This is a genomic window from Streptomyces tateyamensis (assembly GCF_003205575.1).
Taxonomy (GTDB): Bacteria; Actinomycetota; Actinomycetes; order Streptomycetales; family Streptomycetaceae; genus Kitasatospora; species Kitasatospora tateyamensis.
In genome coordinates this window covers 31,783-48,538 of record NZ_PYBW01000048.1, presented here as the reverse complement: position 1 = coordinate 48,538, position 16,756 = coordinate 31,783, and the positions used below count along the sequence as shown (strand labels likewise).

The 16,756-nt window shown below is 72.0% G+C and carries 16 protein-coding genes; 11 read left to right on the top strand and 5 right to left on the bottom strand.

Annotated elements, in window-relative coordinates; genetic code table 11:
- The 3 genes from C7C46_RS15580 to C7C46_RS15570 all read right to left on the bottom strand — a co-directional run.
- Nucleotides 1-535: alkaline phosphatase family protein (locus C7C46_RS15580; protein ID WP_281278546.1), on the bottom strand; the 535-nt coding region annotated here is incomplete at its 3' end.
- A 394-nt stretch (nt 536-929) separates the two neighbouring features.
- A complete protein-coding gene (locus C7C46_RS15575) occupies nt 930-1,844 on the bottom strand; it encodes a C40 family peptidase (protein WP_146259096.1) in 915 nt (304 codons plus the stop codon).
- 351 nt (nt 1,845-2,195) lie between these two features.
- The gene (locus C7C46_RS15570; RefSeq protein ID WP_110670017.1) at nt 2,196-4,001 is read right to left on the bottom strand and encodes a ricin-type beta-trefoil lectin domain protein; all 1,806 of its coding nucleotides are present in this window, start codon (nt 3,999-4,001) and stop codon (nt 2,196-2,198) included.
- Between the two features lie 679 nt (nt 4,002-4,680).
- Here C7C46_RS15570 and C7C46_RS35050 point away from each other — a divergent pair.
- Both C7C46_RS35050 and C7C46_RS15560 read left to right on the top strand, forming a co-directional pair.
- Nucleotides 4,681-5,112: a hypothetical protein gene (locus C7C46_RS35050; protein WP_181442368.1), complete on the top strand. Its 432-nt coding sequence runs from the start codon at nt 4,681-4,683 to the stop codon at nt 5,110-5,112.
- 110 nt (nt 5,113-5,222) lie between these two features.
- On the top strand, nt 5,223-6,008 hold the full coding sequence (locus C7C46_RS15560) for a DeoR/GlpR family DNA-binding transcription regulator (protein ID WP_110670015.1): 786 nt from the start codon (nt 5,223-5,225) through the stop codon (nt 6,006-6,008).
- A 210-nt stretch (nt 6,009-6,218) separates the two neighbouring features.
- On the opposite strand, the gene C7C46_RS15555 is transcribed toward C7C46_RS15560, so the two are convergent.
- Nucleotides 6,219-6,656, bottom strand: a complete 438-nt coding sequence (locus C7C46_RS15555) for an SRPBCC family protein (RefSeq protein WP_110670013.1) — start codon at nt 6,654-6,656, stop codon at nt 6,219-6,221.
- A gap of 102 nt (nt 6,657-6,758) precedes the next feature.
- On the opposite strand from C7C46_RS15555, the gene C7C46_RS15550 reads away from it, so the two are divergent.
- Nucleotides 6,759-7,079, top strand: coding sequence for a UBP-type zinc finger domain-containing protein (locus C7C46_RS15550; RefSeq protein ID WP_110670011.1), 321 nt, complete (start codon nt 6,759-6,761; stop codon nt 7,077-7,079).
- Between the two features lie 181 nt (nt 7,080-7,260).
- Here the strand turns inward: C7C46_RS15550 and C7C46_RS15545 are convergent, their stop codons facing one another.
- Complete coding sequence (locus C7C46_RS15545; RefSeq protein WP_110670009.1) at nt 7,261-8,049, bottom strand: DeoR/GlpR family DNA-binding transcription regulator; 789 nt, start codon at nt 8,047-8,049, stop codon at nt 7,261-7,263.
- Nucleotides 8,050-8,187: 138 nt separating this feature from the next.
- Between C7C46_RS15545 and C7C46_RS15540 the strand changes: the two genes are divergently transcribed.
- The 8 genes from C7C46_RS15540 (at nt 8,188) to C7C46_RS15505 (ending at nt 16,753) form a co-directional block, all read left to right on the top strand.
- The gene (locus C7C46_RS15540; RefSeq protein ID WP_110670007.1) at nt 8,188-9,456 is read left to right on the top strand and encodes an extracellular solute-binding protein; all 1,269 of its coding nucleotides are present in this window, start codon (nt 8,188-8,190) and stop codon (nt 9,454-9,456) included.
- A gap of 261 nt (nt 9,457-9,717) precedes the next feature.
- On the top strand, nt 9,718-10,596 hold the full coding sequence (locus C7C46_RS15535) for an SIS domain-containing protein (protein ID WP_110670005.1): 879 nt from the start codon (nt 9,718-9,720) through the stop codon (nt 10,594-10,596).
- The gene (locus tag C7C46_RS15530; protein WP_110670003.1) at nt 10,593-11,534 is read left to right on the top strand and encodes an ROK family protein; all 942 of its coding nucleotides are present in this window, start codon (nt 10,593-10,595) and stop codon (nt 11,532-11,534) included. The genes C7C46_RS15535 and C7C46_RS15530 overlap by 4 nt, the downstream gene beginning before the upstream one ends.
- Nucleotides 11,531-12,454: a 1-phosphofructokinase family hexose kinase gene (locus C7C46_RS15525; RefSeq protein ID WP_110670001.1), complete on the top strand. Its 924-nt coding sequence runs from the start codon at nt 11,531-11,533 to the stop codon at nt 12,452-12,454. Before C7C46_RS15530 ends, C7C46_RS15525 begins: the two co-directional genes overlap by 4 nt.
- 45 nt (nt 12,455-12,499) lie before the next feature.
- Entirely contained in the window at nt 12,500-13,336 is an 837-nt protein-coding gene (locus tag C7C46_RS15520; RefSeq protein ID WP_110669999.1) for a class II fructose-bisphosphate aldolase, read from the top strand.
- A 241-nt stretch (nt 13,337-13,577) separates the two neighbouring features.
- Nucleotides 13,578-14,852 carry an extracellular solute-binding protein gene (locus tag C7C46_RS15515; RefSeq protein WP_110669997.1) on the top strand — a complete coding sequence of 425 codons (1,275 nt, stop codon included), beginning with the start codon at nt 13,578-13,580 and terminating at the stop codon, nt 14,850-14,852.
- A gap of 83 nt (nt 14,853-14,935) precedes the next feature.
- Nucleotides 14,936-15,910, top strand: coding sequence for a carbohydrate ABC transporter permease (locus C7C46_RS15510; RefSeq protein ID WP_425470080.1), 975 nt, complete (start codon nt 14,936-14,938; stop codon nt 15,908-15,910).
- A 3-nt stretch (nt 15,911-15,913) separates the two neighbouring features.
- Nucleotides 15,914-16,753, top strand: coding sequence for a carbohydrate ABC transporter permease (locus C7C46_RS15505; protein WP_110669995.1), 840 nt, complete (start codon nt 15,914-15,916; stop codon nt 16,751-16,753).
- Nucleotides 16,754-16,756: the final 3 nt, after the last annotated feature.

Below are 16,756 nucleotides of genomic sequence, written 5' to 3'. Positions count from 1 at the left end.
TGGGGCCGGTCGCCGACAGGGCCGAGCAGTGGTAGGCGTCGCAGATGGTCCAGTTGTCGGCCAGCGCGTAGTGGAACGGGATGTCCTTGCGCTGCAGGTAGCCCAGGGTGCGGTTGGTCCGCTTGGCGGCCACCCAGGCGTCCATCCTGCCGCCGTTCCAGGCCGCGTGCTGGTCGGACCAGGCGTGGGAGAGGTCGCCGTTGCACTGCGAGACCAGCTCGCTGCTGCCCGCACTGAACGCCCACGGATACTGCCGGCCGCCCCCGTTGGGCTGGTTGAAGACCGAGTAGCCGCCCGCCAGCTGGATCGTGGCACGGTCCGCGAAACCCCGCACGCCCTGCAGAGTCCCGAAGTAGTGGTCGAAACTGCGGTTCTCCTGCATCAGGATCACCACATGCTTCACATCCGCGATCGTGCCGGTCACGCCCGGGGTCGCCGCGGGCGCCGTCCCGGTGCCGACCGTCCCGGCCACCGTCGCGCCGGCTGCCGCGCCCGCCGTCATGGCGATGAATGTCCTGCGGTTCGGCACGGCCATCGGTGGTCTCCTTCGAGCGGTGGGGGAAGGTGGCGCAGGGCGAATCGGCAGGCTGAGTGAGCGTCTGCGAGCGGGGGCGGCCCGCAGAACCCATGATCGGCAGTGCATTTTTATGCTTGCTTCAGTGCCGATTGGCGCAAAGAGTTGCAGCTCGCTGTACAGGCGTCAAGAGGTCCGACAGCGAGAAGTGGCAGCCGTCGGAGGTCAGCGCGCCGGGCCGGGTGCACGCAAGGGTGCGCGCGGCAGCCGGGGTGTTCACAGCCGCCGCGCTCGGGCGCACCTGCCCACGGGCACCCAGGGGCCGGTCCGTCACCTCCCGGACCGGACCCTGGGTGCCCGCCACGTGCAACAGGGCCCCGGCGTGACGCCGGGGCCCTGTGGGGGCTCGCTACTGCTACGGGCGGCCCATCTGGGTGGGCCAGTAGCCGTGGTTCAGCGTGGCGGTCCGCACGTTGGTGCCCTGGTGCGCGGCCTCGACGTACTTGTTGTTGCCGAGGTAGATCGCCGCGTGGTGGATGCCGCCGACACTGCCGTCGTACGACCAGAACAGCAGGTCGCCGCGGCGCAGGTCACCCGCGCCGACCGGCGTACTGGCCCGGTACTGGTCGCTGGCGATCCGGGGCAGCGCGATGCCCGCGTGCCGGAAGGACTGCTGGATCAGGCCCGAGCAGTCGTAGCCGTCGGGGCCGTTGCCGCCCATCACGTACGGCGTGCCGAGCTGGGCCAGCGCGAACTCGACGGCACTCTCCACGTCGCCGCGCGCAGCCGTCGCGGTGGTGTGGCGACCGCTGCTGCCGCTACCGCTGCCGCCGCTGCTGCCGACCCGGTTCAGGTAGACGTCGCGGTGCGCGGTGTAGCGCCACTCGCCGCTGCTGTTGCGGAACCAGTAGACCGAGCCGTCCCAGCCCTGGCGCGGGCCGGCCTGGTCGTCCGCACTGTCCGCGCTGTCCGCGGTGTCGTCCGAGACGTCCTCGGACGCGTCGTCCGAGGAGTACGAGTCCTCGTCAGCGGAATCGTCCGAGGAGTACGACACCTCGTCAGCGGACTGCCCGTCATCGGCGGCCTCGCTGCTGTCGTCCTGGGCCCAGCTGCCGGTGTCCCAGGCGGTGCCGTCCTCCTCGCCCTGCGCGGGGTCGTCGGCGACCACCACGCCCGGGGCGGCCGCGGCCGGCGCGGCCTGGGCGAGGCCCGCGCCGAGGGCGAGCGAGCCCGCGCCCGCCACGGTGGCCGCGGCCAGGCCGACCCGGTGGCGCAACCGCCGGGTGGTGCCGGCCGGGGCGTGGGGCTGCTGCGGCTCCTCGTCAGGCATCTCGCCAGGCGTCCGGTCGGACGTCGGGTCAGGCTTCGGGTCAGGCTTCAGGTCGGGGTTCAGGTCCGGGTTCATGTTCCGGTGCTTCCTTCCGTGCGCCCGGCCGGGCGGCCGGGTCGGCGCGGCGGGCCCCGTGACGGAGGCACCTCGCGCGCTGCACTGCGGCCGCCGGACAAAGCTGGACGGCCACGATCGTGGGTGTTCCCACGGCCGCCACGGTAGGCAGCGTCCAGGGGGCGCGGTCCACCCGAGTACGCCGAAGGAGGGCACCACGCTCGGTGAGGACCGGGGACGCGCAGGCCCCCGCCGGCGTCCTGGGACGCCGACGGGGGCCGGGAAACACCGGGCTCGTCAGGCCGCCGGCGGGGTGTCGAACGGGGCGCTCCAGGTCTGGTTCGGCTGGTAGCTGCCGCAGCCGTAGGCGGTGACAGCGGCGTTCATGTTGGTGAGGTCACCGCCGTTGAGGTCGACGCAGCGACCACTGGCCAGCTTGAGCTGCCCGGCACGGGTGTAGGTCCACGTCTGGGTGGCGTCGGTGCTGTTGCAGTTGGCCAGGGCCAGTCCGGTCGCGGACCCCGAGATGCACAGCCCGCTGTTCGAGTAGGAGGCGATCAGGCCGTTGGCCTGCCGGATCCACTGCTGGTTGTTGCCGCCGTGGCAGGTGTAGAGGGCGACCTTGGCGCCCAGGGTCGCGCCGCCGTAGGCGTCGAGGCAGAACGGGGTGGTCTGGAAGGCGGACTGCGCGGACTGGATCATGCCGGTCGCCGTCGCGCCGCCGCAGTTGCCCGGGTCGATGGTGTACATCGCGTTGTCGTGCGAGCCGATGGTGGTGGTGATCGACCCGGTGACAGTGCTGCTGGTGTGGTTCCACAGGTCCTTGGCGGTGCGCGCGCAGCCCAGGTTGCCGAAACCGACCCGGCCCAGGTCCAGCGTGTAGTTCGTCGCGGTGGCGTTCTTGTTGACGATGGTCACCGCGCGCTTGCCGCCCGCGAGCGGCTTGACGACGACGTCGATGCCCGCGGTGGCCGAGGCGTTGTCGCGGGAGGCCAGGTAGCCGCCGGCGCCCAGCGCGTCCTGGTCGACGGCGATGATGTCGGCGTTCTTCAGGATGGCCAGCTGCGGGGCGTAGGTGACCGGGTCGGCCGCCATCTTGCGGACGTCGGTGCTGATCATCAGCGGCGAGCCCATCGCCGACCAGACGGCGAACTGGGTGCGCTGCTCGGGCAGCGTGAGCTGGCCGTTGTCGCCGATCAGCAGCATGTCGGCGTCGTTGGCGTTGCCGGGGCTGTTGTAGCGGGCCAGCGCGACGGTGTCGGTGAAGTTCTGGTAGATGCCTCCCTCGTACCAGTCGGCGGCATGCGGGGAGTCCCAGGAGTCGGCCGGGTTGGGGTGCCAGACGTTGATGTCGGGGCTGACCCGCCACATCTGGCCGAGCCCGCGCACCCAGTCCATCGTCTGGTACTTGGTCGCGGAGGCCGGGCCGGCGCCGGCCGGGGCCGACTCGTTGAACAGGATCTTGCGGCTGTGGCCGGCGGTAGCGGTGCCGAGCGCGTTGGCGAAGCTGGTGAACTCGCTCTGGCGGTTGCTGGAGGTGGTGCCGCAGTTGTCCAACTTGATGGAGTCGATGCCCCAGTAGGCCAGCGAGTTGGCGTCGGCCTGCTCGTGCCCCATGATCCCGCCCGGCACGCCCTGGCAGGTGTTGACACCGGAGGTGGTGTAGAGGCCGGCCTGCATGCCCAGGCTGTGCAGGTAGTCGGCGTAGGCGGTCAGCTCCGAGTCGAAGCCGGGCTGGGAGCTGGAGCCCCAGTTCGTGGCACCGTGCAGGTACCCGGCGGAGTTGCGCTGCATCCAGCAGTCGTCCACCGTCAGGTTCTTGTACCCGGCGGCGACCAGGCCGGTGTCGGACATGGCCTTGGCCTGGTCCTCCATGAACTGCTGGAAGGAGTAGCCGGCGGTGGTGCCGTCCAGCCGGGCCTGCGCCGAGCAGGTGAAGCGGGCCCAGTCGTTGAAGCCCATCAGCGGCGTGACGCCGACGGGCGTGCTGGTGTTGGCCGCGATCGGGTCGGCCTGGGCGGCGGGCGTTGCGGCGATGACGAGCGCCGCTGCGACGGTGGCGGTGGCGACGGACGCCGCGCCCAGTCTCTTGCTCCAGCTCATGGGGTGTTCTCCTGCCAGGTGGGTCTGCTGTGTGGGGATTGGCGGGGGGTGACCAGGGTGGTGACGGGGGGTACGGCGCCAGGCGGTCCCGGCAGCCGCACTATGACCAGATGCTTGAATCTGCGCTTCTAGGCGCTGTTCTGATCAGGTTTTTGCAAACTGTGGAGCGGAGGCACGCCAAAGTCAAGAGAGCAGGGCGCCCGTCCGCCACACCGTGGCGCAATCGCGACCTGGCCCCTTGACAGCGCCCGCAGCGCCCCGGCATTTTCTGCTCATCCCTGATCAATCGGCCAGGAGGGCTACACCCTCGCCTCCGCGGCCACCGGCAGCATCACCGTCGGCCCCGGGCACTCGTCGGCGGTGCTCGCCCCGGCCGCCGGCCTGAACTGCAGCAACCAGGCGATCGCGCCGTCCTCCGGCTTCAACGTCGGCTCAGCCTGTACTCCCCGAGCGACCCGCAGCACGTCGCCAACTTGGGCTCGTTCGCTGCGGGAGGTGCCCTTCGCCGTGCGGCTGACGGTGCGGTGGATCAGCGCCGATCAGCCCGAGAGAGCGGCACGCCGCCGCACCCGGCGGGCCGGCGGACATTGGCCCGGCTCAGCCCATTCGCAGAACTCCGATGAGCGTATACGCTCTAATCTGTCCAATTTACTGCACCCGCAATCATTCGGGGATCACCATGCGCCCTGTCGGCACCCCCAGCACCGTGGCCCTGTACCTGCGCTGTTTCCCCTACGACGAGAAGCAGATGGAGACCCATAGGCTCGCCGCCGTCCGGTTCGCCGAGCTGTGGCGGCTGGGCCGGCCGCTGGAGTTCCTGGACAACGGCTGCGCCGCCGGCACGGAGCGGCCCGCCCTGGAGCGGCTGACCGCCGCGGTCCGGCTCGGCGTGGTCTGCCTGCTGCTGGTGCCCGGCAGGTTCGTCTTCGCGCTCGACGACGAGGAGGCCCTGCGGATCGCCCGCCGGCTCACCGCGGCCGGCTGCGCGGTGCTGGAACTCCCGCTGCCCACGGCGGCCGTCGAGCCGGAACACTACGGGATTCCGCCGGTTTCCCGTGAAGTGCGCATGAGCAATTCGAACCACTTGGAGCACGATCACTCCTGGCAATGAACATCCGCCGCACCGCACCCCTGCGCGGTTCTGCGCGAACCTGGTGGCGGGCGAGACACTGATGTGCGCTGTTCGCTAGGCTTTTGTCGATCACAGAAAAAGGAGTGACGATGGCCACGCACGAGCGGTGGACCCGGATGCTCGCCATCCTCGGCGAACAGGGCACGCTGGAGGTCACGGAGGCCGCCGAGCTCCTCAACGTGTCCACGGCGACCGTGCGCCGAGACCTGGACGAACTCGCCCGGCAGCAGCTGCTGACCCGCACCCGCGGCGGCGCGGTGCTCAGCGGCGTCGCCTACGACCTGCCGCTGCGTTACAAGACGGCGCGTCAGGCGGACGAGAAGCAGCGGATCGCGCAGGCCGCGGCGCGCCTGGTGCCGCCCGGCGCTGTGGTGGGGCTCAACGGCGGGACCACCACCTCGGAGGTCGCCCGCGAGCTGGCGGTCCGTGCCGACCTGGCCGAACACACGGACGGGGTGGCGCTCACCGTGGTCACCAACGCTATCAACATCGCCAACGAGCTCGCAGTCCGACCGTACGTCAAGACCGTGGTGACCGGCGGCGTGGTGCGGCCCAACTCCTTCGAGCTGACCGGCCCGATGGCCCCGCTGATCCTGCGGGAGATCTCGCTGGACTTCGCCATCCTCGGCGTCAACGCCGTCGACCCGAAGAACGGCGCGGCCGCGCACGACGAGGGCGAGGCCAGCGTCAACCGCGCGATCGCCGACCGTGCCGAGAAGGTCATCGTGGTCGCCGACTCCACCAAGCTCGGCCGGCGCGCCTTCGCCCAGGTCTGCGCGGTGGAGAACATCTCCACCCTGGTCACCGACAAGAACGCCCCTGACGAGGTGGTCGAGCAGTTCACCGCCAAGGGTGTGGACGTCATCTGCGCCTGACCCGCCCGCCGGCGCGCCGCCGGAACCCCGCCCGAGCCGAACGCCCCGGTGCCCTCCACACCGGGGCGTTCGGCGTATCCGGGCCCGGGTGGTCAGCTGCACCGGCCACTTCGAGCTGTACCTGGACGGGTTGGCCCGCGCCGGCGACCGGCGTGGCCGACGCCGCGAAGCTCCCGGGAGCGGTCGACGTACACCGTGCGCTCGGCCGGGTCAGGACAGGAGGTGGGACAGGACCCGGCCGAAGACGGCCCGGCCCGAGCAGGCCACCACCGGGTCGACGGCCCGGGGGAAGCAGGCGATCGAGATCTGCTCCGTCCAGGTCACCTCGGTCCCGCCCTCGGGGTGCAGCCGGCGGACCGTCAGCTCCGCCCAGCCGCGCACCACGCGCCCGCGCTTCTCCAGCCGGCAGGAGCCGTCCCGCCCGGGGCCAGGAGCCACCAGGTCGACGATCTCCATCGGGTCGTCGAAGGCCAGGGGTCCGACCCGGGTGCGGGCCAGGATCGTGTCACCCACCTGCCGCCCCGAGCCGTGGTCGGCACGGACCGTGGTGAACGGCACCCGGTCGCCGTGGCGGGGCCAGTCGGTGAGCCGGTCCCAGCAGGCCTCGGCGGTGAGCGGTGAACGACGGGTCAGAACGAAACGGGCCACGGCTCATCCTAGGAGCGGATCGCCGGTGTCGTGCCGCGCACCGCCGATCACCGGATCAGGCATCGTCCCGGCCCGCGGCGCTCGCGGCGGTACTGTGGGGCCATGAACGGCCGGCGCCGATGGCGCGTCGCGCTGGACCCCGGCCTGGTGGTCCAGCCGACTTGCAACCACTTGAACGACCTGCGGGAGGTTCCCGCGAACCGCACCTCCGGCTGCGAGGACTGCCTGCGGACCGGCAGCACCTGGGTGCACCTGCGCGCCTGCCTGAGCTGCGGACACGTCGGCTGCTGCGACAGCTCGCCCAAGCAGCATGCCCACCAGCACGCCCAGGCCGCGGACGGTCACCCCATTGCGCGCTCGCTGGAGCCCGGCGAGGACTGGGCCTGGTGCTACAGCGACGAGCTCTTCCTGCGTCCCGCCTGACCGGGCGCCGGCCGGAGCCGGCGCGGGCGCTCTACGGTGGACCGCATGGACGGCGGCCAGGCAACGGTTCGCGCATCTGCGACCGCCGTCGCGCCGATGCCGGACCAACTCGCCCGCCCCGGCCGCAAATCCGGTTGAACCGGTGCAAGTCGGCCGCGTTTTCAAGGTCTTCCTCAGATTCCTAGACGCAGTGGACCTCGATGCCCATGGCGGTGAGGGCCTCGACCATCTCCGGCGGGGCGTCCGCGTCGGTGACCAGGACGTCGATCTCCGCGAGCGAGCTGACGGTGGCGAAGGTCCGCCGGCCGAGCTTGCTGGAGTCCGCGACGATCACCACGGTGTTCGCCCGCACCGCCATCGCCCGGTTGATGCTCGCCTCGCCCACCTCCACGGTGGAGGCGCCGATGCGCAGGTCCAGTCCGTTGACGCCGAGCACGGCGTAGTCGAGGCTGACGGTCTCCAGCACCGCGGCGGCCAGCGGGCCGGTCAGCTCGTAGGAGGCCGGGCGGGCGACGCCGCCGGTCATCACGGTCGTGATGTGGGTGCGCACGGCGAGTTCGCCGGCGATGTTGATCGCGTTGGTGACCACGGTCAGCGCCGGGCCGCCCTCGGCCGCCGCCGTCAGGTCGGCGCGGGTGGCGAGGGCGCGGGCCACCTCGGAGGTGGTGGTGCCGCCGGTCAGGCCCACCACCGAACCGGGTGCCACCAGGGCGGCGGCAGCCTTGGCGATCCGCTCCTTCTCTGCAGCCCGCCTGGTCGCCTTGTACCGCAGCGGCAGGTCGTAGCTGACGCCGGCGCGCACCGCCCCGCCGTGGGTGCGGGTGAGCAGCTGCTGGCGGGCCAGCTCCTCCAGGTCGCGGCGCACGGTCGCGGGTGAGACGCCCAGCAGCCGCGAAGCTTCGGCCACTTCGATCCGGCCCCGGTCGCCGAGCAGGTCCATCAGGCGGGTCCAGCGGTCGTGGGTGTTCACAACGAGCCCTTCGGTAGTGAAGCGATGCTAGGGACCAGTTGTGCTCAATGCCTAGCCCTAGTGCGCTATTTTGTATAACTTCCTTGCACTTCGAACAAGATCGATCATGATCATTATCGAACTCAAGGAGTGGACCAAGTGAACCGGCGACTGCTGACCGCACTGGCGGTGACCCTGACGGCGGGTCTGGTGACGGGGGGTTGGATCTACGCCCGGTCGGACTCGGACCCGGTGCCGTCCGGCACCATCACCCTGGTGGCGGCCGACTACGGCTCCGCCGGCGCCAACCCGAGCCAGGCGTACTGGGACGGCATGGCCGCCGCCTTCCACCGGGTGCACCCGCACGTCACGGTGCGCGTCCAGGTCTACGACTGGAACGACATCGGGGCCCGGCTGGACGAGATGGTGCGGAACAAGCAGTACCCGGACATCGTCGAGGGGCCCAGCAGCGCCGCCTGGGCGAAGCAGGGCCTGCTCTACCCGGCCTACCAGGTCAGCGGGGACGGCGCGGTGCAGATGCGGCTGGTCCCCTCGCTGCAGGCGACCGGCGGCGGCGACCTCACCGCGACCGCCCTTCCCTTCGTCTCCTCCTCGCGGGCGTTCCTGATCAACAACAAGCTGTGGCAGCAGGCGGGCCTGCCGACGGCCCAGGGCAAGGCCGTGGCGCCGCGCACCTGGGCGGAGCTGGAGCAGGACGCGCGCCGGATGAAGGCCGCGGGCGTGCCGGTGCCGCTCGGGCTGCCGCTCGGGCCGGAAGAGGCGCAGGGCGAGCTGTTCATGTGGGAGATGAACAACCGGGGCGGCTATGCGGACCCGTCCGGGGCCTGGACGGTCGACTCGCCGCAGAACCGCGCCACCCTGGCCCAGCTCAAGCACTGGGTGGACGCGGGGCTGACCGAGCACGCGCCCGCCTCGGTCAACCGGACCGCGCTGTACGCCGACTTCGCGGCCGGCCGCGTCGGCATGCTCAACGGCACCCCGATCCAGCTGGCGGACGTCGCGCACAACGGACTCGACGTCACCTGGGCGCCGCTGCCCTCCGCACAGGAGGGGCAGGTCCCGCAGACCCTGGGGGTGGCCGACTGGATCTCCGCCTTCAGACCCGGCGGCCACCAGCGCCAGATCGACGCGTTCCTGGAGTTCGCGTACCAGAAGCAGTGGCAGGTGGCGTTCGCCAAGGAGTACGACCTGCTGCCGGTGACCCTGGACGCACTGGACCAGACCCGCGCCGACCAGCCGGAGCTGGCCCCCTTCATCGACGCGCTGTCGGCGGCCCAGTTCCTGCCGGCCGACCTGCCGGGCTGGAGCGCCGTGCAGAAGGCGATCCAGTCCGGGGCCGGTCGGCTGCTCGAGGATCCGCAGGGGCTGAGCGACATTCAGCGGACCGCCGCGCAGGGCGCGCACTGACGACCGGCTGCGGCCCCGCCTCCGCCCCCATTCCGACCGACCGGACCTGGGCCGCGCCGTGCGGCACCCCACCGGCCCCCTGATCCGCCCGCACGCCCTGACCAGGCCGTCACCGCGCACCGGTGGCGGCCTACTTCCCGTTCACCCGTGGGAGGCCACCTCACACCCTGGACGCTGTTGCTCAAACATGATTACTTAGTCTATAAAAGCTGCATATTCAATCAGGGCTGCTGCGGCAGCCCGCCCGGGAGGACCTGACCCATGACCCATGTCGCCACCGAGATAGCCAGCCAGCCGACGTGCTGGCGCCGGGCGATGGCCCTGCAGCCCGAGGGCCTGCCGCGCACCGGCGAGCGGGTCGCCGTGATCGGCTGCGGCACCTCGCTGTACATGGCGCAGGCCTACGCCGTGCTGCGCGAGGAGGCCGGCCTCGGCGAGACCGACGCCTTCGCGGCCTCGGAGTACCCCGCCCGCCGGGCCTACGACCGGGTGCTGGCCATCACCCGCTCGGGCACCACCACCGAGGTGCTCGCGGCCCTGGCCCGGGCCCGCGCCGCCGGCCTCCCCACCACCGCGCTCACCGGCGACCCGGCCACCCCGATCGCCGGCGCCGCCGACACCGTGATCGACCTCTCCTTCGCCGACGAGCAGTCCGTGGTGCAGACCAGGTTCGCCAGCACCGGCCTGGTCCTGCTGCGCACCCACCTCGCCCTGACCCCGCCCGACCTGCCCCGGCAGGCCGAGGCCGCGGTCGGCACCGCGCTGCCCGAGGCGCTGCTCGCCGCGCACCAGTTCACCTTCCTCGGCACCGGCTGGACGGTCGGCCTGGCCCACGAGGCCGCGCTCAAGCTGCGCGAGGCGGCGGGCGCCTGGACCGAGTCCTACCCGGCCATGGAGTACCGCCACGGACCGATCAGCGTGAGCGGCCCGGGCCGGGTGGTGTGGATCTTCGGCGAGGCTCCGGCCGGGCTGGTCGAGCAGGCGGCCGCCACCGGCGCCGAGGTCTGGCTGGGCGGGATCGACCCGCTGGCCGACCTGGTCCGGGCCCAGCGCCTGGCCGTGGCACTCGCCGAGGCCCAGGGCCTGGACCCCGACCAGCCGCGCAACCTGACCCGCTCGATCGTGCTGGCCACCCCGTGACGACCGGTCAGGCCGCCGCGGTCGCCGCCCTGGACGTGGGCGGCACCCACATCAAGGCCGCCGTCCTCGCCGCCGACGGCACCGTGCTGCACAGCGCCGACGCCGACACCCGCGCCGACCGGGGCCCCGAGGCCGTGCTGGCGACCGTCCTCGCGCTGGCCCGGGCCCTGGTGCAGGAGCACCGGCCCGCCGCCGTCGGCATCGCGGTGCCGGGCGTGGTGGACGAGGCGGCCGGCCTGTGCCGGTTCGCCGCCAACCTCGGCTGGCGGGACGTGCCGGTGCGCCAGCGGGCCGAGCAGGAGCTGGGCCTGCCGGTGGCCCTCGGCCACGACGTACGGGCCGGCGGCCTGGCCGAGGCCCGCCTGGGCGCCGGGCGCGACTGTCACTCGCTGCTCTTCGTCCCGGTCGGCACCGGCATCGCCGGCGCCATCGTGGTGGAGGGCCGCACCGTGGCCGGCGCCCACGACGGTGCCGGGGAGCTGGGTCACCTGCCGGTGCGGGTCGAGGGTCCGCCCTGCGCCTGCGGCGGCTCCGGCTGCGTGGAGGCCGTCGCCTCCGCCTCGGCCATCGCCCGCCGCTACCGCCTGCTCGCCGAACTGCCGGAAGAGCAGAAGGTCTCCGCCGAGCAGGTCCAGCTGCGGGCGCAGGCCGGCGACGAGTTCGCCGCCCGGGCCTGGCGGGAGGCGGTCGCGGCGCTGGCCGACGGCCTGCTCACCGCCGTGACCCTGCTGGACCCGCAGCGGGTGGTGATCGGCGGCGGCCTGTCGCGGGCCGGCGCCGCCCTGCTGGATCCGCTGCGCCGGGAACTGGAGGCCCGGCTGACCTTCCAGCTGTGCCCCGAACTGGTGCCGGCCGAACTGGGCCACCGGGCCGGCAGCCTGGGCGCCGGGCTGCTCGCCCTGGACCTGCTCGCCGTCGGGGCGGGTGAGCGCAGGTGATCCTCACTGTGACGCTCAACGCCGCACTCGACGTGACCTACCGGGTGGCGCGCCTGCACCAGGGCGCCAGCACCCGGGTGCTGTCGGTCGCCGAACGGGCCGGCGGCAAGGGGATCAACGTCTCCCGGGTGCTGCACACCCTGGGTGTCGACACCACCGTCACCGGGCTGGTCGGCGGTCTCACCGGCCGGTCCCTGCGCCAGGACCTGGCGCTGGCCGCGCTGCCGGAGGCCCTGGTGACGATCGGTCAGGAGAGCCGACGCACCGTCGCCGTGTTCGACGAGGCGGCCGGCGAGACCTCGATGCTGCTGGAGCCCGGCGCGCAGGTGACCGGCGACGAGTGGCGGGCCTTCACCGCCCGCTACGCCGGCCTGCTGCCGTCGGCGAAGGCCGTGGTGCTCTCCGGCAGCCTGCCGCCCGGCGTGCCGGTGGACGCCTACGCGAGCCTGCTGCGGCTGGCCCGCGGCTGCGGGGTGCCGGCGGTGCTGGACACCGAGGGCGAACCGCTGCTGGCCGCGCTGCCTGCCCGGCCGGCGCTGATCAAACCCAATGCCGACGAGCTGGTGGCCACCACCGGGCTCACGGATCCGCTGGCGGCGATCGAGCAGCTGCGGGCCCGGGGCGCGCGCACCGTGGTCGCCTCGCTCGGCGCCGAGGGCCTGGTCGCCGTCACGCCCGAGGGCCGCTGGCGGGCCCGCCCGCCGCACCGGGTGGCCGGCAACCCGACCGGGGCCGGCGATGCGGCGGTAGCCGCGCTGGCCGTGGGCCTGGCGAACGGCGCCCCGTGGCAGTCCGTGCTGGCCCGGGCGGTGGCCCTGTCGGCCGCCTCGGTCGCCGCACCGCTGGCCGGCAGCTACGACGCCGTGCTCTACCAGCGCCTGCGCGACCAGGTGGCCGTCGGCCCCTTCACCCAGCTCTGACGACCCGTCAGCCAGCAGCTCCACCACCAGCAGAGGAGTACCGTCATGCCCCTGACACCTACCGCGGCCCTGGTCACCAGGGCCAGGGCCCGCGGCCGCGGCGTGGGCGCCTTCAACGTGATCCAGCTCGAACACGCCCAGGCCATCGTGGCCGGCGCGCAGGCGGCGAACGCGCCGGTGATCCTGCAGGTCAGCGAGAACGCGGTGCGCTACCACGGCGCGCTGGCCCCGATCGGGCGGGCCGTCCTCGCGGTCGCCGAGGGCGCCACCGTCCCGGTGGCGGTCCACCTGGACCACGCGACCAGCACCGACCTGGTGGCCGAGGCCGTCTCGCTCGGCTTCGGCTCGGTGATGTTCGACGCCTCGACGCTGGAGTACGGGCAAAACGTCGCGGCCACCGCCAAGGTGGTGGCCCGCTGCCACGCGGCCCGCTGCTGGGTGGAGGCCGAACTGGGCGAGGTGGGCGGCAAGGACGGCGTGCACGCCCCCGGGGTGCGCACCGACCCGGGCGAGGCCGCCGCGTTCGTCGAGGCCACCGAGGTGGACGCGCTGGCCGTGGCCGTCGGCACCTCGCACGCCATGCTGACCCGCGACGCCGCGCTCGACTTCGAGCTGATCGCCGCGCTGCGCGAGGCCGTCCCCGTCCCGCTGGTGCTGCACGGCTCCTCGGGCGTGGCCGACCAGGACCTGACCACCGCGGTCGAGCGCGGCATGACCAAGGTCAACATCGCCACCCACCTCAACGCCGTCTTCAGCGGCGCCGTGCGCACCGCGCTGGCGGGCGACGCGAGCCTCGTCGACACGCGCAAGTACCTCGGCCCGGCCCGCACCGCGACGGCCGCCGAGGTCACCCGGCTGCTCCGGATCCTGAACGCGGCGTGACCGGCCCTGCAAGCGTCTGCACATTTTTGAGTGCTTTATCAAGAAGTTACGCAGGAATGAGCATCCAGGGCTGTTCATCCGCGCATCCGAGTCTCTAGCATCACTCACACAGCAGGCGGATCACACGACCCCCGCGCACCAGGCACCCCGCGCGACGCCGGTCCACCGCCCTCCCCCTCATGCGACGACCCGTCCCGCAAACCGGCCGCCCACTCGCCGTCCCGGGATCTAGGAGCAAGCAATGAACAAGCGTCTTTGGATCGCGACGGCCACCGCGGCCACCGCCGCCCTCGCCCTGACCGCGTGCGGCGGCAGCAGCAGCGGTTCCGGCAGCTCGGCCGACGGCACCACCACGATCAAGTTCGTCGCGGCGGACTACGGGTCCAACGGCCAGAACCCCAGCCAGGCGTACTGGGACGGCGTGGTCCAGGCCTTCGAGCAGGCCAACCCGAAGGTCAAGGTCGACCTCCAGGTGATCAACTGGAACGACATCAGCGCCAAGCTCGCCACCATGGTGCAGAACAAGCAGTACCCGGACGTCGTCGAGGGCCCCGGTTACGCGAGCTTCGCCCAGAACGGCCTGCTGTACGGCGCCAACGACGTGCTCGACGCCTCGGTGCAGTCCGACCTGGTCCCCGCGCTGGCCAAGGCCGGCCAGCAGAACGGCACCGCCTACGGCATCCCGTTCGTCTCCTCGTCCCGCGCGTTCCTGATCAACAACGCGCTGTGGCAGAAGGCCGGCCTGCCGATGAGCGGCAGCCAGGCCGTCGCGCCGAAGACCTGGGCCGAGGTCGAGACCGACGCCAAGGCCCTCAAGGCGGCCGGCGTGCAGGTTCCGCTGGGCCTGCCGCTGGGCTCGGAGGAGGCCCAGGCCGAGTCCTTCATGTGGGAGATGAACAACGGCGGCGGCTACACCGACGCCGCCGGCAAGTGGACCGTGAACGCCCCGGCGAACGTGGCCACCTTCCAGCAGCTGGGCAAGTGGGTGGACGCCGGCCTGACCGAGAAGGACCCGGGCTCGGTCAAGCGCACCGACCTGTACGCCGACTTCGCCTCCGGCAAGGTCGGCATGCTCAACGGCATGCCCACCCAGCTCGACGACATCAAGAAGAACAACCTGCAGGTCACCTGGGCCGCGCTGCCCACCGCCCAGGCCGGCGGCACCCCGCAGACGCTGGGCGTCGGCGACTGGATCTACGGCTTCAAGCCGGGCGGCCACGCCGCGCAGATCAAGGCCTTCCTCAACTTCGCCTTCCAGAAGGACAACCAGGTCAAGTTCGACGAGGAGTACAACCTGCTCCCGGTGACCAAGTCGGCCATCACCCAGGTGCAGACCGACGTGCCGGCCCTGGTCCCGTTCCTGAACGCGCTGCCGGCCGCCCAGTTCGTGCCGGTCGCCAACCCCGCCTGGGACACCGTCAACGCCCAGGTCAAGACCCAGATCGGCGGCGCCCTGAAGGACCCGCAGGGCGTGCTGGACACCCTGCAGAAGGCCGCCGCGACGGCCGGGCAGTGACCGACGGCGGCGGCGGACCGTCGGGGTCCGCCGCCGCCCGCACCCGCACCGCGCCGCCCCGATCCCGGTAGGAGAACCACCCCGTGCCCGAGCAGACCACCACCACGCCGGCAGCGCACCCGGCACCCCCGCCGAGCGGGGCCCGCCCCGCCAGGGCCTCCGGGCGGCGCCCGTCCGCCGCCGGTGCCCGCAACAGCCTGGCCCGGTTGGGCCCGTGGCCCTGGATCGGCCCGAGCGTCGTGCTGATCCTGATGGTCGTGGTCTGGCCGGTGGTCGAGATGGTCATCACCTCCACCCACAAGATCAGCGGGCTGGGCATCGACTTCGGCTCGGACGGCATAGGCCGCTACCGCAAGCTCTTCGACGACGCCCGGCTCGGGCCGGTGATGGCCTGGACCGTCGTCTGGACCGTCCTGGTCGTCACCTTCACCATGGTGGTCTCGCTGGCCCTGGCGCAGCTGTACAACCAGAAGTTCCCCGGCCGCCGGTTCACCCGCTGGGCGCTGATCATCCCGTGGGCCTCCTCGGTGATCGTCACCTCGATCGGGTTCCGCTGGATGCTGGACGAGGTGGCCGGCGTGCTCAACCGGGCGATGCTCGACCTCGGCCTGATCCACTCCGCCGAGAACTGGACCGGCGACGCCGCGCACGCCAAGCCCTGGCTGATCCTGGTGGCGGTCTTCGTCTCGCTGCCGTTCACCACCTACACCCTGCTGGCCGGCCTGCAGACGGTGCCCGGCGAGGTCTACGAGGCCGCCCGGGTGGACGGGGCCGGCAAGTGGCAGACCTACTGGCGGGTGACCCTGCCGCTGCTGCGCCCGTCGTTCCTGGTCGCGCTGGTGATCAACCTGATCAACGTGTTCAACTCCTTCCCCGTGATCTGGGGCATGACCCAGGGCGGACCGAACACCGACACCTCCACCTCCACGGTGTTCATGTACATCCTCGGCCAGACCGACGTCGGCGAGGCCGCCGCGATGTCGGTCGTCAACTTCGCCGTCGTCATCGTCATGGTGCTGCTCTTCCTCAAGGTCAGCCGCTGGAACGAGGAGAGCTGACCCATGTCAACCGCGCTGAAGAAGTCACCCTTCACCGTCAAGAAGGCCGTGGTCACCGCCACCGCCTGGCTGCTGGCCGCGCTGTTCCTGGCCCCCTACCTGGAGATGGTGGTCACCGCCGCCCGCCCCGCGGGCGAGCTGCGCGACAACGGCTACCTGCCCCAGCACTTCGCCTGGAACAACTTCGTCGACGTCTGGTCCAGGACCACCATCGGCACCAACCTGGGCGTCTCCGTCCTGGTGGCCGCCGGCGCCACCCTGCTCACCCTGCTGGTCGCGCTGCCCGCCGCCTACTACACCGCCCGGATCAGGTTCCGCGGCCGCACCGCCTTCCTGCTGCTGGTCCTGGTCACCCAGATGTTCCAGCCCACCGCCCTGCAGGTCGGCCTGGCGCGCGAGTTCACCTCGCTGAACATGATGGACTCCGACCTGACCCTGATCGTCGCCAACGCGGCGTTCAGCCTGGCCTTCGCGGTCTGGATCCTGTCCGCCTACATCTCCTCCATCCCCGCCGAGCTGGAGGAGGCCGCCATGATCGACGGCACCGGCCGGGTCGGCGCGCTGTTCAAGGTGACCCTGCCGCTGGCCCTGCCGGGTGTGGTGACCTGCGTGATCTTCACCTTCATCACGGCGTGGAACGAGTTCGTGATGGGCCTGATCCTGGTCAACTCCCCCGCCAAGCAGCCGCTCACCGTCGGCATCGACTCGATGATCGGCGCCTACCACCCGCAGTGGAACTACATGTTCGCCGCCTCGCTGGTCTCGATCGTGCCGGTCGTGGTGCTGTTCGCCGCCATCGAGCGCCATGTGGTGGCCGGTCTCACGGCCGGCTCGGTCAAGTAGGGC

What these genes read in the sequence shown, in the direction of transcription:
- C7C46_RS15575 (WP_146259096.1), bottom strand. Translation starts at nt 1,844, where the DNA reads ATGCCTGACGAGGAGCCGCAGCAGCCCCACGCCCCGGCCGGCACCACC.
- C7C46_RS15570 (WP_110670017.1), bottom strand. Translation starts at nt 4,001, where the DNA reads ATGAGCTGGAGCAAGAGACTGGGCGCGGCGTCCGTCGCCACCGCCACC.
- C7C46_RS35050 (WP_181442368.1), top strand. Translation starts at nt 4,681, where the DNA reads ATGCGCCCTGTCGGCACCCCCAGCACCGTGGCCCTGTACCTGCGCTGT.
- C7C46_RS15560 (WP_110670015.1), top strand. Translation starts at nt 5,223, where the DNA reads ATGGCCACGCACGAGCGGTGGACCCGGATGCTCGCCATCCTCGGCGAA.
- C7C46_RS15550 (WP_110670011.1), top strand. Translation starts at nt 6,759, where the DNA reads ATGAACGGCCGGCGCCGATGGCGCGTCGCGCTGGACCCCGGCCTGGTG.
- C7C46_RS15535 (WP_110670005.1), top strand. Translation starts at nt 9,718, where the DNA reads ATGACCCATGTCGCCACCGAGATAGCCAGCCAGCCGACGTGCTGGCGC.
- C7C46_RS15520 (WP_110669999.1), top strand. Translation starts at nt 12,500, where the DNA reads ATGCCCCTGACACCTACCGCGGCCCTGGTCACCAGGGCCAGGGCCCGC.
- C7C46_RS15515 (WP_110669997.1), top strand. Translation starts at nt 13,578, where the DNA reads ATGAACAAGCGTCTTTGGATCGCGACGGCCACCGCGGCCACCGCCGCC.
- C7C46_RS15505 (WP_110669995.1), top strand. Translation starts at nt 15,914, where the DNA reads ATGTCAACCGCGCTGAAGAAGTCACCCTTCACCGTCAAGAAGGCCGTG.